The following is a 24060-nucleotide window of genomic DNA, read 5'->3' on the forward strand; positions in this document are numbered from 1 at the left end:
TCCTTCCCCCACCCCCCAATTGCCGGTCGGTCTAGAGGGCGTCCATCCGAACACGCACAATCCTCACGAGACCGTGACGTCCTGGGCGGCCTGGCACCCCGATGGTTTGTAGGTACTGTGCGACGGTCTAGGGTTCGGCCGTCCCCCGAATGACGGAACCCATGGGGCGGACACCGGACCAGAAGCGACAGCGGTGCGTGCGAGGCCGGGAGGGGCAACCGCGCGACGCGTCTGGGGGACTTTGGCGATGGACCCGATACACCGGGGGCCGGAAGATTTCGGCCAGGACAAAGACGGCCACAGCGAGGAAGGCGGACGGCGAACGCAGCCCCGCGCGCCGCTGACCAGCGATTTCGGTCAGCAGCCGATGCAGCAGGCGCGTGTCGTGCAGGTGGTCTCCGGCGACTTCCTGCTCACCGTCAACCCGGTCGACGGCAGCGAGGTCGAGCTCTGCCCGCCGGGGGAGCAGCCCCCCGTGCCGGTCCGCCGCACCGCCGCCGAGCGCACCGACCGCGAGCGTGCCGCCGCACCGCCCGTACCACCGGGTCCGCCCACCCCCCAACTGCCGCTCCTGGAGCGCAAGGAGGAGCGCGAGCGGCTGGTGCGCCTGCTGGCGCGCGGCCGCTCGGTACGGCTCACGGGGCCGGCCGGATCCGGCCGCACGGCGCTGCTGAGCGCCGTCGCCGCCGACTGCGCGGACCTCGCACCGGACGGAGTCGTCCGGCTCTCCGGCCTGAAGCGCACCGTCACGGACCTCCTGTACGGGCTCTTCGAGGCGGTCTACGACGCACCGCTGCTCCGCCCCGACCGCGCCGTACTTCTCGAAAAGCTCCGGTCCATCGGCGCCGTCGTCGTCCTCGACGACCTGGAGTTCGGCGGGGCCGCGCTGGACGAGCTGCTCGACGCTACGCCCGAGTGCGCCTTCCTGCTCGCCACGACCCCCGACGTCCCGGCGCCCACCGCCGACGCGCACCTCGAAGAGGTCTTCCTCGCAGGACTGGGCCGCAGCGCCTCCGTCGCGCTGCTGGAACAGGTCGTCGAGCGGCCGCTCACCGACGACGAGGCGAACTGGGCGGGTGACCTCTGGTTCGAGTCCGAGGGGCTGCCGCTGCGCTTCGTCCAGGCCGGTGCCCTGCTGCGCCGGCGCGACATGCTGCGCACCGACCCGACCGCCTACGACGAGCAGGGCTACGTCGAGGGCTGGCCCGTCGACGACGTCTTCGCGAAGGGCGCCGACGCCGAAGGGCAGGACGTACCGCTGCCCAGCCTCGGCGAGGGCGCGGCACCCGCCGCACTGCTCGCCTCCCGGCTGAGCGGCCCGGCACGCGACACCCTGCACTTCGCGGTCGCGCTCGGCGGCGAGGTGCCGCACCAGGCGCATCTGCCGGCGCTCGTGGGGGACACCCACGCCGATGCCGCGCTCGGTGAGCTGGCCGGCTGCGGACTGCTCTCCCCGGCTGGTTCCCGCTACCGGCTGGCCCCCGGAGTCGTCGCCCAGCTGGAGGCCGCCGGATACGGCGAGGACGCGGACGACCGGGCCCGCGCCGCCGCCCAGCACTACGCCTGGTGGTCCGGGCACCCCTCGGTCACCGCCGCCCGCGCGGTCGCCGAGGCCGACGCGATCGTCGCGGCCATGACCCGGCTGGTCCCCGGCGACGGGGCCGGACAGGCCAGCGCCGCCGTGCTGCTGGCCCGCAGTGCCGCCCCCGCCTTCGCGGCCGGGCTGTACTGGAGCGGCTGGGAGAAGACCCTGCGGCTGGGCCAGGAGGCCGCCAGGATCGCCGGTGAGGTCGCGGAGGAGGCCTACTTCCATCACGAGTTGGGCGTCCTCGCGCTCTGCAACGGGAATCCGGAGCGGGCCAGGGCCGAACTGGAGACCTCGATCAGCATGCGCGGCGCGCTCGCCGACAAGCCCGGGGCGGTGGCCGGACGCCGGGCACTCGCCCTGGTCGCGGACCGCTCCGGCACGTTGCCCGGCGGCCGCACACCGGCGGGCGAGGAGGTGCCGGCCGCGCGGTACGACGAGTCGGCGTCGCCGCCCGGCGGCATACCCGCGGCCGGGCCGATGGTGCTGCCGCGGATGTCCGAGGACGACACTGCGCTGATACCCCGGGCCGCCCCGGCATCCGGCACCGATGGATTCGGCAGCCGCAAGGCGGTGCTGGGCGGCGCCCGGCGCAATCTGGTCGCGGCGGGCGCGGGCGTCCTGCTGGCCGCGGTGCTCGGCACCGTGGTGACGCTCGGCATGATGCCCAGCAGCGACGCCCAGGACGGCGGAAGCGTCTCGACCGAGCAGTCGGCGGGCGCGGACGACAGCGAGAACGGGCTCCCGGTCGACGAGCCGGCGGACGACTCGACACCGGGCGGGGCCTCGTCGAGCGGCTCGCCCTCGGCGCCGGGACCGTCCGGCAGCCAGGTCGCCCCGAGCGGCAGCGGTGCACCGTCCTCGGAGTCGAGCGGGCCGAGCGACAGCCCGAGTTCGGGCCGGCCGACGAGCGGGAGGCCCAGCTCCCCGGGCACGCCCACCAAGTCGCCGACCGACACACCCACGAAGACGCCGACCAAGACGGCCACTCCGACCCCGACGGAGACGGAGACGACCGGCTCCCCCACCCCGACCGAGACCCCGACGGACACGACATCCCCGGGCGTCTCCGACTCGGCGAGCGGCCCGTCCACGACGGCGAGCGCGTCCGGCAGCTCTCCGGAACCGGTCGTGGCCTGAGCGCACGTCCGCGGAGACGTGGAAGGCCCCGGACCGCACAGCGCGGGTCCGGGGCCTTCCGTGGTGCGGAGGTCGTGGTCAGAACAGGCGGAGCTTGTCGTCCTCGATGCCGCGCATGGCGTCGTAGTCGAGCACCACGCAGCCGATTCCGCGGTCCGTCGCCAGCACCCGGGCCTGCGGCTTGATTTCCTGCGCCGCAAAGATGCCCTTCACCGGGGCGAGGTGGGGATCGCGGTTGAGCAGCTCCAGATAGCGGGTCAGCTGCTCCACGCCGTCGATGTCACCGCGGCGCTTCAGCTCCACGGCCACGGTCTTCCCGGCCGCGTCCCGGCACAGGATGTCGACCGGGCCGATGGCGGTGGGGTATTCGCGGCGGATCAGGGTGTAGCCCTCGCCGAGGATCTCGATCCGGTCGGCGAGGAGTTCCTGCAGGTGCGCTTCCACGCCGTCCTTGATGAGGCCCGGATCGACGCCCAGTTCGTGCGAGGAGTCGTGGAGGATCTCCTCCATCGTGATGATCAGTTTTTCGCCCGCTTTGTTCACCACGGTCCAGACGCCTTCGGTGCCGTCGGCGCCCTCCTTCAGGGTACAGGGCGGTGACATCCAGTTGAGGGGTTTGTACGCCCTGTCGTCGGCATGGATGGAGACGCTCCCATCCGCCTTCACCAGGATGAGACGGGGAGCGGAGGGCAGGTGGGCCGTGAGCCGGCCCGCGTAGTCCACGGAGCAGCGGGCGATGACGAGACGCATGGTCGGCAACGCTACTCGACGACGGGTGCCCGGCGCGATTCTCCCTCCGCCGCCCCACCGCCACCGCCCACCACAGCGCTTCAGGACCTCGGGCTTGCCCCTCTTTGCGCACCTTCGTTATTGGCCGGTTGTGTTCCCAATCTCCTGGTGCGGCCCGGACTGCGCCCTTACCGTGGAAGCAGGAGGTCGCCGCGCGTGTACGCTGCGTCGCCGTCCTTCTTCCCTGCCCGTAAGGCCCCGGCCGCCCGCCGGGGTCGCGAGAGGAGAACCCATGTCGCTCGACGTCTCACCGGCGCTGTTGGAACAGGCCGAGCGAGGCGAGGTCGACGAAGCCGACTTCGTCGACTGCGTCCGGACCTCCCTGCCCTACGCATGGGAGATGATCAGCTCTCTGGTGGCCCAGCTGAAGGTCGACGGCGGAGATTTTGCCGACAACCAGACGCCTCCGCCGGACGAGCAGGCACGTGGTCAGCTGCTGCGTGCGCTCGCGAGTGATGCGATACGCGGTGCGCTGCAGCGGCACTTCGGGGTGCGCCTGGCATTCCAGAACTGCCACCGCGTCGCGGTGTTCCCGCTGGACGCCTCGGTCGACGAGCGGCTGGCCCGATTCACTTCGGTGAGGGGTCAGTTGCTCAACCAGTCGCCCGAACTACGGGACTGCTGAACGCTTCTGCTGCCGCTCCGGGCCGCAGGAGGTGCAACTGGCTCCGGGGCGGCAGCTCCCCGTACTCCTACGGGTGTTCATGTCAGTAGTGGCAGTACCTCGGTGCCCAGCCGCGCTACGTTCTCCTCCGTGGCCGCCAGATCTCCCGAACCCTCCACCAGGAGCGCGAACCTGGTGATGCCTGTCCGCTCGGCGGTCGCGGCGAGCCGGTCGGCGGCGAGCCGGGGCGGGCCCACCGGATGAAGGCCGCAGAGCAACTCCGTATAGGCGACCGGGTCGCGCATCACGCGGTGCCTGCCGTCGACCGTCACATGGGCGTCCAGTCCCTGTCGCAGCCACCCCGGCATCGCCTTCACGAGTGTCTCCACGGCCTCCGCGGACCGGTCCGCGATCTGGGCGACGCCTGCGGAGACATGGCCCGCTTCCCGGACACTCTCGGGCGACCGGCCCGCGGCGAGCGCGGTGGAGCGCCACAGGGCGACCATCTCGGCCTTCTCCTCGTCGCCGCAGTGCATTCCGAGGAGCATCGGCAGGCCGTTCTCGGCGGCGAGTTTCACGCTCTTCGGCGACGTGCACGCGACGATCACCTCGGGGCCGCCCGGCCCTTGCGTGCCGGTCCCGTCGTTCTCGTCGAGCAGCTCGTCGGCCCGGGGGACCACCGCGACCTCACGGAAGCAGAATCGCTCCCCGTTGCCCGCCACGCGTGGTTTGCGCAGCCAGTCGAGCAGCAGGTCCAACGACTCCGGGAAGCCCTCCTCGTACGCCTCCAGACCCCCTCCGAACACCTCCAGGTCCACCCAGGGCCCGCCCCGTCCCACGCCGAGGGAGAACCTGCCTCCGCTGGTGAGTTGGAGCAGCGCGGCCTGTTCACCGAGCGCCACCGGATGCTGGTTCGGCAGCACGCTGACCGCCGTACCGACCCGGATCCTGCGGGTGCGGCCGAGCAGCAGCGCGGCCAGCGTGACGGCGGACGGGCAGACCCCGTACGGCACGAAATGATGTTCTGCCAGCCAGACCGAATCGAGCCCGGATTCCTCCGCGACCTCGGTGGACCGGATCGCGCGATGCAGCGCTTCCCCCGGCCCCTGCCCCGGAAACTGGGCTGCCAGTACGAACGTTCCCACGCGCATCGCCGATTACCTCCTTGTGGCCGACGCGGCTCTCCCCTACTGGCAACAACGTCTGACACGTGCCAAGGGCACGGTCCGTGGCGAAGTTGTTGCGATTTTCCGGTAACCCGTCCTGTCCCGGGCCGTACCGGACGCCCGCCCCGGCCGAATGGCCCTACGCTTGACGGGAACTGCCCAGCCTGCCCCGTGAGGTGTCACGTGTCCCCGCGCCGTAACCGTCCCCGAGGCGGCGAGAGTCCCACCGGCAGTGCGAGTGTGTCGGGGGAGCGCTACGGCGGGGGCGGGCGCGCCGAGGAGTGGCAGGGCGAGCAGTGGTCGGTGCGCCCGGTGAGCGGCGCGAGCGCGGCGGGCAAGCGGTACCGCTGCCCCGGCTGCGACCAGGAGATCCCGTCCGGCGTACCGCACCTCGTCGCCTGGTCCGAGTACGGCGGGATCGACGACCGCAGGCACTGGCACAAGGCGTGCTGGAACGCGAAGGACCGCCGCACCACAAGGGTGCAGCGGTCCAGGAACGCGCCGCGCTACTGAGCTCTGCCGGCCGGTGACCGGTCAGACGTCGCGCCGGTCCAGCGACACATAGGCGCCGGCCATGGCCACGGCCGTGACGCCCAGCATGATCCACAGCGGCTCCCAGCCGGACGGCCCCGACACGGAGACCGAGGCATCGTACAGCCCGCCGAGCTGGCTGGGGATCGAGTACTCGAAGAGGGCCTGCTGCACGCCGGCGAGCGACGGCGAGAACATGAACATGGCCAGCACCAGCGGCAGCAGCACCACCGCGATCATGATCGTGATCGCGCCGGCGGAGTGCCGGATGAGGGCGCCGACCGCGAGCGACAGCAGTCCCAGGGTCGCGATGTAGAGACCGACGCCGACCGTGGCGCGCAGCCAGTCGTCACCGCTGGCGGTACCGCCGTCCAGGATGGCCGTCTGCAGCGCGGCGACGAGCGTGGTCATCACGGTCGTGATGGTGAAGGTGAGCAGGAAGAAGACGATCGCCTTCGCGCTCAGCACCCGGGCGCGGCTGGGGCAGGCCGTCAGCGTCGTACGGATCATGCCGGTGCCGTACTCGGTGGCGGTGGTCATCACGCCGAGTGTGATCACACAGATCGAACCGAGAAGTACCCCGAAGAAGCCGAAGCTGAGCACCTTGGCGGAGCCGAGCTCGGAGCCGGACATGTTGGCGGCGGCGGCCGACAGCAGTCCGATGCCGAGCAGCAGCACGATCATGATGCCGAGCGTCCACATCGTGGAGCGCACGGAGCGGATCTTGGTCCACTCGGAGGCGAGCGCGTCGGAGAGGGTGGCGCGGCGCTGCGGGATCGGCGAGGTGTACAGATCGGTGGGCGCGGGCGCCCAGTTCTGCTGCGGGTACTGCTGCGCCTGCTGCTGGTACGGCGCCTGCGGAGTCGGCGGCGTTGTCATCGGGCGTCCTCGCTGGTGTCGCGCTTGGTCAGGTCTGCGGGGCCGGCTGCGGGCGCGGCGGGTGCGGCCGGGGCGGCCACGGGGGGTGCCGTGTACGGGTTCTGTCCGGGCGGTGGCGGGGCGTACCAGCCCTGCTGCGGCACCTCAGGGACGGTCGGCAGCGGTGGTGCGTATCCGCCGCCCGTCACGGGCTGCTGCAGCCCGGCCTTCTGGTCCACCGTCGAGCGGTAGTCCACGGCGCCCTGCGTCATCCGCATGTACGCCTCCTCCAGCGAGGCCTGGTGCGGTGAGAGCTCCCACAGCCGCACATCCGCCCCGTGCGCCAGGTCACTGATCCGCGGCAACTGCAGCCCGGTGACCCGCAGGGCCCCACCCGGCTCCGACATGACCTGGCCGCCCGCCTCGGTGAGCGCGGCGGTCAGCTTCTCCCGCTGCTCGGGCTGCGCATCCGGGACCCGTACCCGCGCGAAATCGGCCGAGTTGGCGGAGATGAAGTTCTTGACGCTCATATCGGCGAGCAGTTGCCCGCGCCCGATCACGATCAGATGATCGGCGGTGAGCGCCATCTCACTCATCAGATGGCTGGAAACGAAGACCGTACGGCCCTCGGACGCCAGCAAGCGCATCAGATTGCGGACCCAGAGAATGCCCTCAGGGTCGAGACCGTTGACGGGCTCGTCGAAGAGCAGGACCTGCGGGTCGCCCAGCAGCGCCGCCGCGATCCCGAGCCGCTGCCCCATGCCGAGGGAGAAGCCCTGGGACCGCTTCCTGGCGACGTCCTGCAGGCCCACGACGCCGAGCACCTCGTCGACCCGGGCGGCCGGGATGCCCGCGAGCTGCGCCAGCGAGAGCAGGTGGTTACGGGCGCTGCGGCCTCCGTGCACCGCCTTGGCATCCAGCAGCGCACCCACCTGGCGCGGCGCGTTCGGCAGGCTGCGGAAGGGATGCCCGCCGATCGTCACATGGCCGGACGTCGGCCGGTCCAGGCCGAGCATCATGCGCATCGTGGTGGACTTGCCCGACCCGTTGGGACCGAGGAATCCGGTGACGGCGCCGGGCCGCACCTGGAAGGAAAGGTTGTGCACGGCCGTCTTCGCGCCGTAGCGCTTGGTCAGGCCGACTGCCTCGATCATGCTCCAGCCCCATCGACTTATCTGTCGTCGGGGCCCAGGCCGTCAGGCCGCACGCCCCCCGTAAGAGTTAGGAGGATATCCAGGCTTTGACGGTTCCGGCCAAGCCGTTCAGGGGAGCGAGTCGCCGAGAGGCGGCAGGTCGTCGTACAGCCGCAGGTCGCCGGAAGAGTCGAGGTACGGCAGGAAGTCGGTCTGCGGGAGCACCCATCCCTCCTCGCGGAAGGTCCGGGTGCCCTCCTCGCGCAGGCCGGGATCGATGCCCGCTTTCTTGACCCAGGACGACGGATCGGGGCCCAGCAGTTCACCGAGACGGGGCGAAGCGGCGAGCAGGGCGGCGAGGAGCTCGGACTGGTCGCCGCCGCCGGGACGCGGCGTGCCGTCCGGGCCGGCCAGTACACCGTGCGAGCTGAAGTAGATGTACGCGCCGCCGAGCCGTTCCCCGGACGGCATGGTCATCGGGAATTCGTCGCCGGGCAGTATCGCCCGCCGGTAGTCGGGGAACTCGGTGGCATCGACGGCTTCCAACTGCTCGGCGTCCAGCCAGGCGACGACGAGGACCGCGCTCGCGCCCCGGTCCACGTACGGCGTGCCCGCGACATAGCCGGCCGGACTGATGTGCCCGGAGCAGCCGACGCCGATGCCCTCCACCCGCACCGGCACCATCGGCACGGTGACGGGGATTCCGAGCCGGGTGAGCTTGTGGCTGACCTGGCCGGGGGACGCGTTGGAGCCGACCGCGATGACCGGATGCCGACGGCCGGTCACGACCTGGCCGCGTTGCCGCAGTTCCTCGTCGAGCTGCCGCTTCTCCTCGACGTACCAGTCGCCGAGCCGCATCGGGCGGACGCCCAGCTGAAGCAGTTCGTCGCCGTCGAGCAACGAGGGCTCGGTGGTCGGGCGGCCGGGATAGGTCAGCGGTTCCTTCGCCGGAACGTCGTCCAGGCCCAGCGCAGCGAGGCTTCGGTCCTTCATGGTGACGTCCTTCGATTGGGCACGGGCACGGGCAGCCTTCCACACCCGGTCTACCCGCGGCGAGCACCGGGGGCACCCCGCGCGCGGGATTCGCCGGAGCCGAATGCGGGCAAGCAGCCGTCCTGATCAAGGCGGACCCTGAGCGGGATGTCTGGCAGTGGGAGGGATGGGAGGACTTCGACTCGATACTGACCGAGTCCGAGTCGGACCTGCCGGCTACGCGTCCCGCTTCTTGAGCACGAGGTACCCGCCGATCAGCGCGGCCACCACCCATGCGGCCAGAATGCCGAGCCCGCCCCACGGCCCGTACGGCGCCGGCTCGCTGTTCATGGCGGCCGGAACCACCTGCATGATCTTGGATCCCGCCTGGTCGGGGAAGTAACGGGCCACGTTCTTGGTGCCCGGGACCGCCGACAGGATCTGCGAGACGAGGAAGAAGAACGGCATCAGGATGCCGAGCGACAGCATCGAGCTGCGCAGCATCGTCGCCACACCCATGGAGAAGATCGCGATCAGCCCCATGTAGATGCCGCCGCCGAAGACCGCACGCAGGACATTGTCCGCACCGATGTCCGTGCGATGGTCGCCGAGGAGGGCCTGGCCGAGGAAGAACGTGGCGAAGCTGGTGGCCAGCCCGACCACCAGCGACAGCACACCGGCCACCAGGATCTTGCTGAAGAGGAACGAACCGCGCTGCGGCACGGCCGCCAGAGAGGTACGGATCATGCCCGAGCTGTACTCCGTGCTGACCACCAGGACACCGAAGACGACCATCGCGAGCTGACCGAGGACCATCCCGGAGAAACTGAGGAGGGTCGGGTCGAAGGTGGCCTGCTCCAACTCGGGGAGTTCGTCGAACTGGGAGTTCATCAGTGCGCAGAGTGCCGCGCTCATCGCCGCGGTGACGGCGAACGCGGAGATCAGGGTCCAGGTGGTGGAGGAGACCGTACGGATCTTGGTCCACTCGGAGGTCAGGACCGCGGGTACCGATGCCATCGTCGTCACGCCCCCTTTCCGGGGCCGGAGGTGCCGGACGTGAAGCTGTCGCGCTGCTGGTTCCACTGCTCGCCCCACTGGGGGCCCGCGGGCGGTGGCGGCCACCCGGCGTGGTCCGCATGGGCGTGGTACTCCACGGAGTCCGCCGTCATCTGCATGAACGCCTCCTCCAGCGAGGCCCGCTGGGCGCTCAGCTCATGCAGCACGATCTGGTGCTGCGCGGCCAGCTCGCCGAGCTGTTCGCTGGTGGCGCCGTCGATCTCCAGCACGCCGCTCCCCGATTCGACCGCGACGATGCCCGCCTCGTGCAGCACATCGCGCAGCCGTTCCTGGTGCGGGGAGCGCATCCGTACGTAACTGCGCGAGTTCTGGTGGATGAAATCGGCCATCGAGGTGTCGGCGAGCAGCCGGCCCTGGCCGATGACGATCAAATGGTCCGCGGTGAGTGCCATTTCGCTCATCAGATGCGAGGAGACGAAGATCGTCCGGCCTTCCGCCGCGAGCGTCTTCATCAGATTGCGGATCCAGTGAATTCCCTCGGGGTCCAGACCGTTGACGGGTTCGTCGAACATCAGGATCTCGGGATCACCGAGCAGCGCGGCCGCGATTCCGAGCCGCTGGCTCATTCCGAGGGAGAACGACCTGGACTTCTTCTTCGCCACCGCGCTCAGGCCGACGGTGTCGAGGACTTCCGGGACGCGGATCTCCGGGATGCGATTGCTCTGCGCGAGACAGAGCAGATTGTTGTACGCGCTGCGTCCTCCGTGCATCGACTTGGCGTCGAGCAGCGCACCGATGTGCTTCAGGGGCTCCGACAGCTCACGGTAGTGCTTGCCGTCGATCCGCACCGATCCGCCGGTCGGGTTGTCGAGATCGAGCATCATCCGCATCGTGGTGGACTTGCCCGCCCCGTTCGGGCCCAGAAAACCCGTCACCATTCCAGGTCTGACCTGGCATGAAAGGTGGTCGACGGCAACCTTGTTACCGAAGCGCTTGGTGAGGCCATCAAGCTCGATCATGCGTTCACGCTAAAACGGCCACGCGCCCGGCGCCACCACAGGGGCGGAACCGGGCGCGCAAAGGGTACAGCTGAGGTACCGCGGCGTCAGCGGGTCTGCTGAGCCGGGACACCACGGGTGACGGGCTCGTCGTCCACCGGCGAACCCGCGGCGGCCACCGCGGCACCGGTCAGCGTCGCCAGCATCTCGCGGACGTTGGTCAGCTGCGCGTTGATGGAGTCGCGGCGGTTGGTGAGCGCCGCCAGCTCGCGCTCCGATTCGCTGCGGATCCGGTCGGCCTTGGCGTTCGCGTCGGCCACGATGTCCTCGGACTGGCGCTGCGCGGTCTCCACGGTCTGACGCGCCCGGCGCTCGGCGTCCGTACGGAGCTTCTCGGCCTCCAGGCGGAGCTGCTCGGCGCGGTGCTCGATCTCGGCGAGGCGCTTCTCGGCCTTGGCCTGACGGGACGCGAGGTCGCGCTCCGACTGGTCGCGGCGCTTGGCCAGGTTGGTCTCGAAGTCCGCGGCGGCCTGGGCGGCCTTGGCGCGGGTCTCCTCGAAGAGGGCGTCGGCCTCCTCGCGCTTCTGCGACGCGTCCTTCTGGGCCTCGGTACGCAGCGCGTTGGCCTCGCTCTTGGACTTCTCGACGATGCGGACGCCCTCGTCCTCGGCCTTCGCCTTGCGCTCGGCGGCGAACGACTCGGCGTCGTTGCGCACCTGCTGGGCGGCCGACTCGGCGAGCTCGCGGTGCTGCTCGGCGGCGCGACGGGCCTCCTCGCGCAGGTCCTTCGCCTCCTCCTCGGCGAGACGGAGAATCTTCTCCACACGCGCACCGAGACCCGCGTACGACGGCTCTGCGTCGTTCACCTGGGCCTGGGCGTTCTGCGTTTCGAGGTGGAGCTCCTCGATGCGCTTTTCCAGAGACGTGATGCGGGTCAGAGCACTATCACGGTCGGCGACGAGCTTGGTAATGCGGTCATCCACCTGACCGCGGTCGTAACCACGCCGCACGAGCTCGAAGCCGAAGGGGGAGGAAGGGTCACTCATGGGGTTCCTGTCGAAGTAAGACCGGTGAGGTGATAGGGGGAATCCTAGGGGCCCGGGCGGCGTGTCATCGAGTGGATGCCCGTTTGATCTGGAGAATGACACCCCTTTTGAGTGGCTGAGCCCCGGAACCCTTGCCACTTGGAGGGTTGAACGTTCTTGTCGAAGCACGTGACACGGTCGGCCGACTACCCCTCGGACGACTTGCCACTCGATCGAGTGCCTGCCGAGGCTCCGGCTTTGACGCCGGTGGACCCGCCACCCGTAGCCTTTCCGCCGCCCGTCGGTGCCTCGAAGGACTCCAATGCCTCCAGTACGTCCTGGACGCGGGAGATCTCCGTGTTGATGTCCTTGCGCCGGCGCACCAGGACGTCGAGCTCGCGTCGCCCCTCGTCGACCGTCTGCTTCGCCTCCTGCTCGGCGTCGGCCCGCAGTTTCTCGGCCTCGCGGACCATGCTGGCCTTCTTCTGCTCGGCCTCCTTCAGCAGCGACTCGGCCCGCTTCACCGCGGCGATCCGGACCTTGCTCGCCTCCGAATTCGCGTCCGCCAGCAACTCCTTCGCCTTCGCCGCGGTCTCCTCGCGCTGTTCGGTCGCCGCCTTCATCAGCTTGTCGACGCGCTCGCCGGCCGTCTTCATCTGCTCGGAGGTCTCCCGCCGGGCCCGGTCGTGCAGCTGCTCGATCTCGCTCTCCAGACGCGTCCGGAGCTCCTCCGCCCGCTCCCGAATGGCCGTGGCGTCCCGGCGCGCACCGACCAACAGCTCGTCTGCGTCCGCTCGCGCCCGCTCCACCAGGGTGTTGCCCTCGACGGTCGCCTCGGAGGTGATCCGCACGGCCTCCTTGCGGGCCGCGCCGACCATCGTGTCGGCCTGCTCCTCGGCCTCGGTGGCGGCGCGCAGCGCCTCCTCCTGTGCCTTGTTCATGAGCTGGTCGGCCTGCTCGGCGGCGTGCGCACGGCGCTTCGCCGCCGCCTCGCGCGCCTCGTCGAGCAGCCGGTCCGCCTCCGCGCGGGCCTCGCCGCGCAGCTGCTCGGCCGCCGCCTCCGCGTCGGTGCGCACCCGCTCCGAGTCCTCACGGGTGCGTGCCGCGTGCTCCTGCGCCGAGCCGACAGTGGCCGCTGCCTCCGCGCGCAGCCGCTCCGCCTCGTCGGTCGCCTCGCCGAGGAGCCGGTCGGCCCGGGCCGTGGCGTCGCTGATGAGGGTCGTCGCCTGCTCTGTCGCCTCGGTACGGATCCGCTCGCTCTCGCCCGTCGCCTCGCCGACGAGCCGGTCGACCTGCGCCGCGGCGTCCGAACGCATCCGGTTGGCGTCCTCGCGGGCCTCCGCACGACTGCGGGAGGCATCCTGCTCGGCCGACGCCAGCGCGTCCGAAGCCTCGGTACGCATCCGCTGGCTGTACTCCGCGGTGTCCGAGCGCAGCCGCTCCGACTCGGTGATCGCGTCGCTGACGGTCCGTTCGGCCAGCGCCTTGGCGGCCTCGGACTCCTCCTGCGCCTCCCGGCGGATCCGGCTCGCGTCCTCGCTCGCCCGCTCCCGCTCCGCGTGCGCATCGGCGCGGACCCGGTCCGCCTCCTCCTGCGCCTCGGCCTTCGTCCGCTCCGCCACGTGCTCGGCGGTGGAACGCAGCCCGGCGATCTCCGCCTCGGCCTGCTCCTGGAGCCCGGAGACCGAGTCCCGTACCTGCTGGGCGGTCTGCTCGGCCGCGGAGACCATCCCGGTCGCCCGCGCGTCCGCCTCCTCGACCAGACGGTGCGCCTCGGCCTGCGCCTCCTCGACCCGCTTGCGGGCGGAGGCGAGCAGCTCCTCGCTCTGCTCGCGGGCGCGCTCGCGCTCCTGGTTCGCCTCGGTGCGCGCCGCATCGAGGGTCTCCTCCGCCTCGCGGCGGCGCCGGTTCGCCTCCTCCTGCGCGGCGGCCAGCGCCTCGGCGGCCTCGGTGCCCACGCGTTCGGCGGCGGCCGCGGCCTCGGCCCGTACCCGGTCGGCACTGTCCTGGGCCTCGGACTTGAGCCGCTCCGCCTCGGCGGCCGCCTCGCTGCGCAGCCGTACGGCGACGGACTCGCCCTCGGCACGCGACTGCGACGCATCCGCCGCGGCCTCGTCGCGCAGCCGCTCGGCCTCGGTCTCCGCCTGTGTCTGCAGGGCGCGCAGCCGCTCGGCGGCCTCCGCGCGCAGTCGCTCGGACTCCTCGTTCGTCTCGCGGCGGATGCGCTCCGCCTCGCCGCGCGCGTCCGCCAGCGTCTGCTCGGCGGCGGCGACCCGGGTCTCGGCCCCGGTGTGCAGCCGGGTCAGCTCGTCGGCGGCCTCGGCCTGCCGGGCGGCGACCGCACGCTCGGTCTCCTCCCGGAGCCCGGCCGCCGCCTGCTCGGCCGCGGCCGTGGTGGACTCCGCCTGCTCCTCGGACTCCGCATGCAGCCGGTCGGCCTCGGCACGGGCCCGCTCCAGCGCTTCCTCGGCCTGGGTGCGCAGGGCCGTGGCGCGCTCGACGGCCTCGGTACGGACCCGGTCGCTCTCGGTGCCCGCGGCGGTCCGCAGTTCCTCGGCGTCCGCCTTCGCCTTGGACAGCAGCTCTTCGGCGGTCTTCGCGCCCTCCTCGATCTGCTGGACGGCCTCGCGGCGGGCCTCGCCCCTGATCCGCTCGCCCTCGGCGACCGCCTCGGAGCGCAGCTGCTCGGCCTCGCCGCGCAGCCTGCGGGCCTCCTCCTGCAGCTCGACGGTCCTGGCCCGGTACTCCTCGGTGTCGTCCTTGGCCGCGCCCTTGAGCTGGTCGGCCTGTTCGGCGGCCTCGCCGCGCAGCCGGTCCGCCTCGGCCTCCGCCTCGCGGCGGATCCGGTCGGCCTCCTCGCTCGCCGCCTTCGTGGTCGACCGTGCGTCCTCGGACGCCTTGGTCAGCACCTCCTCGGCGGTCCTGGCCGCCTTGGCGAGCTGGGCCGCGGTGTCCTCGACGGCCGCCGTGCGGGCCTTCTCGGTCGCCTCGGACTTGATCCGGTCCGTCTCGGCGCGGGCGTCGGCGAGCGCCTGCTCGGCTTCCGCCTTCAGCGCCTCGGCGTCCTTCGTGGCCTCGCCGACCAGCCGGGCGATCTCCTGCTTGGCCGTACGGGTGCGCTGCTCGTTCTGGGACTCGGCGCCGGCCAGCCGCTTGACCGCGGCCTCCTTCGCCTCGGCGAGGACCTTCTCCGCCTCCAGGCGGGCCTCGCGCAGCTGCGTCTCGGCCTCCTGCATGCGCTGCTCGGCGGCCCGGTTCAGCTCGGCGGTCTGCTGCCGGGTCTGCTCGGTCTCCGCGGTCGTCGACGTACGCAGCTGTTCGGCGTGGCTGGTGGCCTCCTGCGCCTGGCTGGAGGCGGCGCCCAGCAGTCGCTCGGCGTCCTTGCGGGCGCGCAGCAGGATCGCTTCGGCCTCGGAACGGGCGGACTCCGCCTCGGAGCCGAGCCGGTGCCGGGTCTCGTCGGCGAGCCGGGCGGCCTCGGCGCGGGCGGCCGTCAGTGACTGCTCGGCCTCGGCCCGGGACTCGTCGAGCAGCCGGCGGGCCTGGGACTCGGTCCTGGCCCGGAGCTGCTCGGCCCAGGCGACGTTCTCGTTGACATGCGACTCGACGGTCTGGCGGCGCTCCGCCAGCTCCTGGTCGAGGCGCTGCCGTCGCTGCACGGCCTCGTTGTGCAGCTCGGCCTGCAACCGTGCCTGGTGCTCGGCGTGCTCCTGCAGGATCCGCTGTGTCTGCGCCCGGGCGTCACGGAGCTCGCGCTCGGCGTCGGTGCGCAGCTGCTCGGCCTGGATCTGGGCATTACGGAGCAGCTGTTCGGCCTGGTAACCGATGTCCGCGCTGTCGTAGGCGGGGCGGGTCGCGAGATTGCGCCGAGCCTCGTGCAGCTTGGCGCGCAAGACCTCGACCTGGTAACCGAGGTCCTCGGCGTGCTGGACGGCCTTCTCCCGGTCGGTCTTCAGCCGGTCCATCTTGGCTTCGAACCGCGAGAGATGGTCGTCTTCAGCTCGGTGGCTCTCCTGGCGTTCGTAGCCCCGCACTGCGCGGTCCCATCCGTCCCCTGGTCGCAACTCTCCAAACGAGTACCGCTCGCCGGCGAACGGTCCCCCGGGGAATGGTGACAGATCAACGGCTGGGGACGCGGCGCGGCCCCGACCCGGCCCCGGCCCGGAACCGCCCACTCTACCGGGCCGGGTATCCGGAGGTCAGTGCTCCGCCCGGGACGTGACCAGTTCGGTGAGAACGCCGTGGCAGTCCTTGGGGTGCAGGAAGGTGATCCGCGACCCCATCGACCCGGTCCTGGGCTCGTCGTACAGCACCCTGACCCCCTTGGAACGGATGTCCGCGGCGTCCTCGTCGACGTCTGCGGTGCCGAAGGCGATGTGGTGGACCCCCTCGCCGTTCTTGGCCAGCCATTTTCCGACGGCCGAGTCCTCGCGGGTGGGTTCCAGGAGCTGGAGGTACGAGGCACCGCCGTCCGAGGTCTCGTTGATCTTGAGCATGGCCTCGCGTACGCCCTGCTCCTCGTTGACCTCGGAGTGGAAGACTTCGAAGCCGTAGGTCGAGCGGTAGAACTCGACAGTTCTGTCGAGGTCGAAACAGGCGATTCCGATGTGGTCGATTCGCGTCAGCATGGACAACAGTGGAGCGCTCCACCGATGGTTACGCAACGTGCGCGCGATCACACCCGTTGCTGGATGACGAGCGGCGTACCGCGTCAGTACATTCGAGTAAACCCTCGTTCACATCTAATCCAAGGGGCCGTGCCTCATGTCTGGAACGACCGGTACCACCTCAGTGATCGTCGCGGGCGCCCGTACGCCCATGGGCCGTCTTCTCGGCTCCCTGAAGAGATTCTCCGGAGCCGATCTCGGCGGCTTCGCCATCAAGGCCGCGCTGGACCGGGCCGGTATCGGTGGCGACCAGGTCGACTACGTGATCATGGGCCAGGTGCTCCAGGCCGGGGCGGGGCAGATCCCGGCACGCCAGGCCGCGGTCAAGGCCGGTATCCCGATGAACGTTCCCGCGCTCACCGTCAACAAGGTCTGCCTCTCCGGCCTCGACGCGATCGCCCTGGCCGACCAGCTGATCCGCGCGGGTGAATTCGACGTCGTCGTCGCCGGCGGCCAGGAGTCCATGACCAACGCCCCGCACCTGCTCCCGAAGTCCCGCGAGGGCTACAAGTACGGCGCGATCGAGATGCTCGACTCGATGGCGTACGACGGTCTGACCGACGCCTACGAGAACATCCCGATGGGCGAGTCCACCGAGAAGCACAACACCCGCCTCGGTCTCGGCCGCGCCGACCAGGACGAGATCGGCGCCCTGTCCCACCAGCGCGCCGCCGCCGCCCAGAAGAACGGTCTCTTCGAGGCCGAGATCACCCCGGTCGAGATCCCGCAGCGCAAGGGCGACCCGATCCTCTTCTCCAAGGACGAGGGCATCCGCGCCGAGACGACCGTCGAGTCCCTCGGCAAGCTCCGCCCGGCCTTCACCAAGGACGGCACGATCACCGCGGGCACCTCCTCGCAGATCTCCGACGGCGCCGCCGCGGTCGTCGTGATGAGCAAGGCCAAGGCCGAGGAGTTGGGCCTGGACTGGATCGCCGAGATCGGCGCCCACGGCAATGTGGCGGGTCCGGACAACTCGCTCCAGTCGCAGCCGTCCAACGCGATCAAGCACGCGCTGAAGAAGGACGGCCTGAGCGTCGAGGACCTCGACCTCATCGAGATCAACGAGGCGTTCGCGGCCGTCGCCGTCCAGTCGATGAAGGACCTCGGCGTCTCCCCGGAAAAGGTGAACGTCAACGGCGGCGCCATCGCGCTCGGCCACCCGATCGGGATGTCCGGCGCCCGCGTGGTGCTGCACCTGGCGCTGGAGCTGAAGCGGCGCGGCGGCGGCACGGGTGCGGCGGCGCTGTGCGGTGGCGGCGGTCAGGGCGACGCGCTGATCATCCGCGTCCCGGGCAAGTAGTCCTCGTACACGTACGCACAGAGCGAACCGAACGGAGCGGTGATGGTGGACGTCCCCACCCTGGTCGAGCAGGCCCGTGAAGGCCGGCCGCGGGCCGTGGCCCGGCTCATCTCCCTGGTGGAGGGAGCGTCGCCGCAGCTGCGCGAGGTGATGGCGGCCCTCGCGCCGCTGGCCGGGAACGCGTACGTCGTCGGGCTCACCGGTTCACCGGGTGTCGGCAAGTCGACCTCGACCTCGGCGCTCGTCGCGGCGTACCGGCGGGCCGGCAAGCGGGTCGGCGTCCTCGCCGTCGACCCGTCGTCGCCGTTCTCCGGCGGCGCGCTCCTCGGCGACCGGGTCCGGATGTCGGAGCACGCCTCCGACCCCGGCGTCTACATCCGCTCCATGGCCACCCGCGGCCACCTGGGCGGCCTCGCCTGGTCGGCGCCGCAGGCGATCCGGGTGCTGGACGCGGCGGGATGCGACGTGATCCTGGTGGAGACGGTCGGCGTCGGCCAGTCGGAGGTGGAGATCGCCTCCCAGGCCGACACCTCGGTGGTGCTCCTCGCGCCCGGCATGGGCGACGGCATCCAGGCGGCGAAGGCCGGAATCCTGGAGATCGGCGACGTGTACGTCGTCAACAAGGCCGACCGGGACGGCGCGGACGCCACCGCCCGCGAGCTCAACCACATGCTGGGTCTCGGGGAGTCCCGCGGCCCCGGCGACTGGCGGCCGCCGATCGTGAAGACGGTCGCCGCCCGGGGCGAGGGCATCGACGAGGTCGTCGAGGCCCTGGAGAAGCACCGGGCGTGGATGGAGGAGCACGGCGTCCTGACCGAGCGCCGCACGGCGCGCGCAGCCGGCGAGGTCGAGACGATCGCGGTCACCAGACTCCGCGAACGCATCGGCGACCTGCACGGCGACCGCCGCCTCGGCGCCCTGGCCGAACGCATCGTGGCGGGCCGCCTGGACCCGTACGCGGCGGCGGACGAACTGGTGGCGGGGATCACGGGCGAGTCCTGACAGGCGGGTACCGGGGGGCGAGGGGCGGCGTGCGGGCCGCCCCTCGCCCGCTCGCCCTCGTCAGCCGTTCGGGTGAGTCGTCCGCACTGCTGCCCTGCGCGGGCCGTGACCGGCACATGGCAGGATGACGTACCACACGTGTCATGCACACCGGGGGGAAGCGACACATGCTGGGGCCGCTGCGTGAGGACTCGCCCGGACGGATCGGACCGTACGAGATACGGGCCCGGCTCGGCGCGGGCGGCATGGGGGAGGTCTTCCTCGGAGACCCGGGCGACGGCGGGGATCCCGTCGCCCTCAAGACGGTGCGCCGCGATGTGGCGCAGGACCCCGGCTTCCGTCACCGTTTCCGCCGCGAGATCGCGGTCGCCCGCTCCGTCACCAGCCCCTTCCTCGCCCCGCTGCTCGACGGGGACGCAGACTCCGAAGTGCCCTGGCTGGCCACCGGATACGTGGCCGGGCCGACCCTGTCCGCCGCGGTCCGCCGGGCCGGTGCGATGGACGAGGACGAGGTGCGGATGCTCGGCGCCGGGCTCGCCCGCGCGCTCGCGGCCGTCCATGCGGCCGGGGTCGTGCACCGGGATGTGAAGCCCAGCAATGTGATGCTCGCCGAGGACGGCCCGCGGGTCATCGACTTCGGCATCGCGCGGGACAGCAGCGCCACCCCGCTGACCACCACCGGCCGGATGGTCGGCAGCCCCTCCTTCATGTCCCCGGAACACGTGGCGGGCAGCGGGCGCGTCACCTTCGCCTCCGACGTCTTCTGTCTCGCTTCCGTGCTCTGCTTCGCCGCCACCGGCCGCGATCCCTTCGGTGACGGGCCGGTCGCCACCGTGCTCTACCGGGTCAAGTACGTCGAGGCCGACCTCGAAGGCGTACCGGACGCGCTGCGCGCCGTACTCGCCGACTGCCTGGCCGCCGACCCCGCCGACCGCCCCACCGCCGCCGGACTCGCCGAGCGGCTCGCCCCGGGCGCAGCGCAGCAGTGGCCCGAGCCGGTGCGGCAGCACATCGCCGAGTACGGCAGGGAACTGGCCCGGGTCCGAGCCCTCGACGGACCGCTGCTGCCCGGCTACACGCCGACCGAGGCGGCCACCGGCAGCCGCACCCCCGTTGCTCAACTGCCCACGCAGGGAACCGACTTCGCACCGGGTCTGCACATGGTGGAGACCCAGGGCCCCGGCCTTGCCCGGCCGGAACCGCCCCGACGCAGCCGCCGCGCCCTGATGGCGGCCCTGGCCCTGCTCGTCATCGGGGGCGCGGCGACCGGCGGACTCCTGGCGCTCCGGGACCGCAACGGCGACAACAACACCGCATCCCCGGGCGGCAGTCCGGCGCGGAACACAGTGATAGTCGCCGGGGTGGACGACCAGGGCGGCCCGGACGGTTCCGGAACTGTTCCGTACGGTCGGGAGGTCCGCCCGAAGGGCTGGAAGCCCTGGAAGTCCTCGACCGGCAGGAACCCCTTCGGTTGCACGGCCAACAGCACGGTCGTGGTCTGCCGCGACACCGCCGGTGCCTATCAGGCCCTGTCCGCGGTGGACGGCCGGAAACTGTGGAGCTTCGACACCCAGGAGGAGGCGGTCGGGGCCGGAGTGAGTCCCACCGGACAGTTCTTCATGCCGTCCGACTCCAGCCGTCCGACCGCATACGGGAACACGGTGTTCATGGCGAGCGGTGACCGGCTTCTCGCGGTGGACGCGGCCACCGGCGAAACCCGCTGGCAGCAGCGCGCGGGCGGAGCACACACCATCGAGAGCAGGCCGGTTGTCTCCGACGGACTCGTCTTCGCCTCCACGGCCATCACTGCGTACGGGTCCCAACTGGCCGCTTTCGACATGAAGACCGGCGACCGCAAGTGGACCGCGCCCCTCGCCGAGAAGGACATCCCGAAGGCCGAAGCCCGTAATTTCTGGCCGCTCGCCACGGCGAAGGGCGTGCTCTACGCGCTGGGCCACGACGGCATCAAGGCGTTCCGGGCCAAGGACGGCAAGGTGCTCGGTCAGGCGGATGTCGGCAGGACAGGGATGGGGGAATGCCAGGACGCCCGCGTGCAGGGCTCGTTCCTCTTCTGCTCCTCCTTCACCGCCGAACAGAGCGGGAACGGCTACGCCTACGGCCTCGTCGTCCACCGCCTCAGGACTCCGTCGCTCGCCGACGCCGGCCGACAGGCGGTGGACCCGAAGGTGGTCATGTCCCTGAAGGCAGGTGCGATCGACGGACGGGTGATCGCCTTCCGTCGTGGTGGCACGAACATGGGCCTGCCGGACCCGGCGGGCGTCCGGCCGGAGATCGTGCTGGTGAGTCTGGACAGCGGCCGGATCCTGGGCCGGTATCCGGTCACCGAGACGTTCTCCGGCGGGCGCCGCAACCCGGTCTCCAGCCCGCTGATCGATGCGGGCACGGTGGTGTGGGCGGACACGTCCACGCTCTACTCGGTGAAGCTGGGCAAGGACGGAACACCCGGGAAGCTGCGCCGTACCGCGCTCAAGGGGGCTCCCGGCCCGTCCGTCCCACCGTCCTACGACCTGGCGCCGAACGGCTACTCGTACGATCTCGACCTCCTTCCCCCGTATGTGGTGCCGGCCGGTGGGGTCGTGCACGTGTTCTTCGACGACGGCACGGCACTTTCCGTGCCGCTGCCGGAATGAGGATGCGTCACCGGTGATCGAACCGCTCCCCGCCGGACCGCTCCGGCACATCGGCCCGTACCGGCTGCTCGGGCTGCTCGGCGCGGGCGGCATGGGCGAGGTGTATCTGGCCCGGCAGAGCGGCGCGCCGGAAGGCGGGCTCGTCGCGCTGAAGACGGTGCGGGCCGATCTCGACCTCGACGACGGCTTCCGGATCAGGTTCCGCCGGGAGATCGACGCGGCGGGCGCGGTGCGCAGCGCGTACACCGCGACGCTCGTCGGCGGCGACGCGTCGGGGCGGCCGCCCTGGCTGGCCACCGAGTACGTCCCCGGGCCCTCACTTGCCGAGGCCGTCACCCGCGGCGGCCCGCTGCCCGAGCCGGTGGTCCGGGCCATGGGCGCCGATCTGGCCCGCGCCCTCGCCGACATGCATGCCGTGCGCGTCCTCCACCGCGACCTCAAGCCCGGCAATGTCCTGCTCGGCCCGGACGGGCCGAAGGTGATCGACTTCGGGATCGCCCAGGCCTTCGACGCCACCCAGCTCACCCGGACCGGCGTCGTGGTCGGCAGCCCCGGCTACATCTCGCCGGAGCACGTCAACGGCTCCCGGGCACTCGTGCCCGCCTCGGACGTGTTCTGTCTGGGGGCGGTGCTCGCCTTCGCGGCCAGTGGGCGGGGACCCTTCGACGACTCCGACATGGCAGCGGTGATTTTCCGGATCGCGCAGGGAGAGCCGGAACTCTCAGGCGTACCGCCGCAGTTGCGTGAAGTGATCGCCCAGTGCCTGCACGCGCGCCCCGAGGACCGCCCGACGCCGGGGCAGTTGGCCGGACTGCTGCTCCGCGGGCAGCCGTCGACCCCGTCGTTCCCTTGGCCGGCAGGGGTACGGGAACAGCTGGCCGGCTACGAGGAGGCTGCCCGGGACTGCCTCGTCGCGGCTCCGCCCATGGCCGTCGTGCCCCCGGTCCCGGACCGTCCGCCGACACTGGTGCCCCCTTCCGGGACCGTCCCGGGGCGCGGCCGTAGCCGCAGGGCGCTGCCGATGGCGCTGGCGGCTGTTGCGGTGACAGCGTGTCTGCTCCTCGGCTATGTGCTGTTGCCCGGTCTCTTCCCGCCGGACAAGGGCAACGGCGGCGGTTCGGGTGCCACCGGTCCCACGGCCGGTCCGTCCCCGGCGGCCGTGCGCAGCAAGGTGCGGGCCGTCCCCCGGGCCGACGGCGGCCGTACCGGTGACTTCGGCGAGGCTGCCACCGATGCCTCCCTCCAGCCCGCGGGCTGGAAGGCGTGGAAGTCCACGGTCGACGGGGTCGAGGACGGGTGCAGCTTCGCCGAGTCGACGCTGCTGTGCGCGGGCAGCAAGGGCGTCACCGCACTCGACGCGGCCGACGGAGGCCGGCGCTGGCAGGCCCCGAAGGGACAGGCGGGGGCGACCGGTTCGGCCGTGGCCGGGTTCGCCCCCGGGACTGTGTACGCCTTCGTCGGCCAGGCGTTGGTCGCCTACCGGATCACGGACGGCCGGGAGTTGTGGCGCTCGGCGCTGCCCGACGGCTCCGTGGGCGCGGGTGCCGTCCAGGACGGCGACACCCTGTATTACGTCGCCCGGGCCAACAGCGGGAGCACGGGGAAACTGATCGCCCGCCGGCTGACCGGCGACCGCGGCGAGCTGTGGAGCACGGACTTCGGCGACCCGCGGTTCAGTCTGCTCGCCGACGGCGGACGGCTGGTCGTGGTGGGCAACGACACCCGGATCGTCGACGGGGCGAAGGGGACCGTGGAACAACGGCTCACAGCCGCAGACTTCCCCTGCCGGGGGCCGGTGCTGAGGGGCCGCCGCCTGGTCTGCCGGGGAGCGACCGGGCTGCTCGTCATGGACGATGTGACACGGCCCGGTCAGCCCCGCAGACTCGCCGAAGAGATCACGCCCACCCACTCGCCGGCACTGGTCGGCGACGACACCGTGGTGGTCTCCGACGACGACCACGCGTACGCCTACGGGCTCACCGACGGGCAGCGCAAGTGGACGACGTACGAGAACCTCACCGAGATGGGCGGCGTCCCTTCCCTGGCGGGTTCTCGGGTGCTGATTGCCAGATACGACGGGGTGGGCGCCTTCCGCCTGGCCGACGGTGAGTCGGAGAACGTCAAGTCGTACACCGGGTGGCCCGACACCAGGCCGGGCGTGAGCCTGCCGGATCTGCTCGCCGTCGGGGACCTCGTGTTCCTCACCTTCAAGGACGGCACGGTCCTGTCGGGATACGCCCCCTGAGCGACAGGGGGCGCCGGCCGGGAGGGGAGCCGATCAGTCGTCGTCACCGTGGTCGTCCCCGTGGCGGCCGTCGTCCGGGCGGTCCGCGGTGACCGCGGCTGCGCAGCCCGATCGCCTCGCTGCGCACGCAGCTGGAAGTGGACGCAGCTGGAAGTGGACGCAGCCCGTCCGGAGCCGCTGGACCTGCCCGGCGCGGTCGCCGACACCGTACGACTCCAGGCGCCGGCCGCCGATCTGCTGCTGCCGGCCCGGCCGGCCGCGGGGGAGCGGCCGGGGAACACCCCGGTGGACCCGGGCGCTCCGGTCCGCGAGGAGGTCTCGCAGCGCACAGGCGACCGGACCCCGGTGCCCCTCCGGCGACGGAGGGCAGAGCCCGC

At 71.5% G+C, this 24060-nt stretch carries 17 protein-coding genes and 1 pseudogene; 8 read left to right on the top strand and 10 right to left on the bottom strand.

Annotation, left to right across the window (positions count from 1 at the left end):
• Positions 1 to 247 precede the first annotated feature (247 nt).
• Entirely contained in the window at positions 248 to 2725 is a 2478-nt protein-coding gene (locus ACWD6R_RS05640; protein WP_451817543.1) for an ATP-binding protein, read from the top strand.
• Positions 2726 to 2803: 78 nt separating this feature from the next.
• Here the strand turns inward: ACWD6R_RS05640 and nucS are convergent, their stop codons facing one another.
• A complete protein-coding gene (gene nucS, locus ACWD6R_RS05645; protein WP_451817544.1) occupies positions 2804 to 3475 on the bottom strand; it encodes an endonuclease NucS in 672 nt (223 codons plus the stop codon).
• A 271-nt stretch (positions 3476 to 3746) separates the two neighbouring features.
• Here nucS and ACWD6R_RS05650 point away from each other — a divergent pair, with 271 nt between their 5' ends.
• Positions 3747 to 4139 carry an SCO5389 family protein gene (locus tag ACWD6R_RS05650; protein WP_358857428.1) on the top strand — a complete coding sequence of 131 codons (393 nt, stop codon included), beginning with the start codon at positions 3747 to 3749 and terminating at the stop codon, positions 4137 to 4139.
• Positions 4140 to 4216: 77 nt separating this feature from the next.
• Here the strand turns inward: ACWD6R_RS05650 and ACWD6R_RS05655 are convergent, their stop codons facing one another.
• A complete protein-coding gene (locus ACWD6R_RS05655; protein ID WP_451817545.1) occupies positions 4217 to 5269 on the bottom strand; it encodes an LLM class flavin-dependent oxidoreductase in 1053 nt (350 codons plus the stop codon).
• A gap of 198 nt (positions 5270 to 5467) precedes the next feature.
• Here ACWD6R_RS05655 and ACWD6R_RS05660 point away from each other — a divergent pair, with 198 nt between their 5' ends.
• A complete protein-coding gene (locus tag ACWD6R_RS05660) occupies positions 5468 to 5797 on the top strand; it encodes an ATP/GTP-binding protein (RefSeq protein WP_451817546.1) in 330 nt (109 codons plus the stop codon).
• A 21-nt stretch (positions 5798 to 5818) separates the two neighbouring features.
• On the opposite strand, the gene ACWD6R_RS05665 is transcribed toward ACWD6R_RS05660, so the two are convergent.
• The 8 genes from ACWD6R_RS05665 to mce all read right to left on the bottom strand — a co-directional run bounded on the left by ACWD6R_RS05665 (position 5819) and on the right by mce (position 16446).
• A complete protein-coding gene (locus ACWD6R_RS05665) occupies positions 5819 to 6694 on the bottom strand; it encodes an ABC transporter permease subunit (RefSeq protein ID WP_451817547.1) in 876 nt (291 codons plus the stop codon).
• Entirely contained in the window at positions 6691 to 7827 is a 1137-nt protein-coding gene (locus ACWD6R_RS05670) for an ABC transporter ATP-binding protein (protein ID WP_451817548.1), read from the bottom strand. The genes ACWD6R_RS05665 and ACWD6R_RS05670 overlap by 4 nt, the downstream gene beginning before the upstream one ends.
• 108 nt (positions 7828 to 7935) lie before the next feature.
• Entirely contained in the window at positions 7936 to 8799 is an 864-nt protein-coding gene (locus tag ACWD6R_RS05675) for a hypothetical protein (protein ID WP_451817549.1), read from the bottom strand.
• 216 nt (positions 8800 to 9015) lie between these two features.
• Positions 9016 to 9795, bottom strand: coding sequence for an ABC transporter permease subunit (locus tag ACWD6R_RS05680; protein WP_451817550.1), 780 nt, complete (start codon positions 9793 to 9795; stop codon positions 9016 to 9018).
• A gap of 5 nt (positions 9796 to 9800) precedes the next feature.
• Entirely contained in the window at positions 9801 to 10814 is a 1014-nt protein-coding gene (locus tag ACWD6R_RS05685) for an ABC transporter ATP-binding protein (RefSeq protein ID WP_451817551.1), read from the bottom strand.
• An 86-nt stretch (positions 10815 to 10900) separates the two neighbouring features.
• The gene (locus tag ACWD6R_RS05690) at positions 10901 to 11839 is read right to left on the bottom strand and encodes a cellulose-binding protein (RefSeq protein WP_451817552.1); all 939 of its coding nucleotides are present in this window, start codon (positions 11837 to 11839) and stop codon (positions 10901 to 10903) included.
• Between the two features lie 185 nt (positions 11840 to 12024).
• A complete protein-coding gene (gene scy / locus ACWD6R_RS05695; protein ID WP_451817553.1) occupies positions 12025 to 15852 on the bottom strand; it encodes a polarized growth protein Scy in 3828 nt (1275 codons plus the stop codon).
• A gap of 165 nt (positions 15853 to 16017) precedes the next feature.
• Positions 16018 to 16446: a methylmalonyl-CoA epimerase gene (gene mce / locus ACWD6R_RS05700; protein WP_266981402.1), complete on the bottom strand. Its 429-nt coding sequence runs from the start codon at positions 16444 to 16446 to the stop codon at positions 16018 to 16020.
• Positions 16447 to 16582: 136 nt separating this feature from the next.
• On the opposite strand from mce, the gene ACWD6R_RS05705 reads away from it, so the two are divergent.
• The 5 genes and pseudogenes from ACWD6R_RS05705 to ACWD6R_RS05725 all read left to right on the top strand — a co-directional run.
• Positions 16583 to 17785 (top strand): acetyl-CoA C-acetyltransferase, encoded by a 1203-nt coding sequence (locus tag ACWD6R_RS05705; protein WP_451817554.1) that lies wholly within the window; start codon positions 16583 to 16585, stop codon positions 17783 to 17785.
• A gap of 42 nt (positions 17786 to 17827) precedes the next feature.
• Complete coding sequence (gene meaB / locus ACWD6R_RS05710; RefSeq protein ID WP_451817555.1) at positions 17828 to 18787, top strand: methylmalonyl Co-A mutase-associated GTPase MeaB; 960 nt, start codon at positions 17828 to 17830, stop codon at positions 18785 to 18787.
• Between the two features lie 143 nt (positions 18788 to 18930).
• Positions 18931 to 21438, top strand: a complete 2508-nt coding sequence (locus ACWD6R_RS05715) for a protein kinase domain-containing protein (RefSeq protein ID WP_451817556.1) — start codon at positions 18931 to 18933, stop codon at positions 21436 to 21438.
• A gap of 13 nt (positions 21439 to 21451) precedes the next feature.
• Positions 21452 to 23683, top strand: coding sequence for a protein kinase domain-containing protein (locus tag ACWD6R_RS05720; RefSeq protein WP_451817557.1), 2232 nt, complete (start codon positions 21452 to 21454; stop codon positions 23681 to 23683).
• A gap of 98 nt (positions 23684 to 23781) precedes the next feature.
• Positions 23782 to 24031, top strand: a pseudogene (locus ACWD6R_RS05725) (two-component sensor histidine kinase); the annotation flags it as partial.
• Positions 24032 to 24060: the final 29 nt, after the last annotated feature.

This window comes from Streptomyces sp. NPDC005151, from assembly GCF_053599875.1.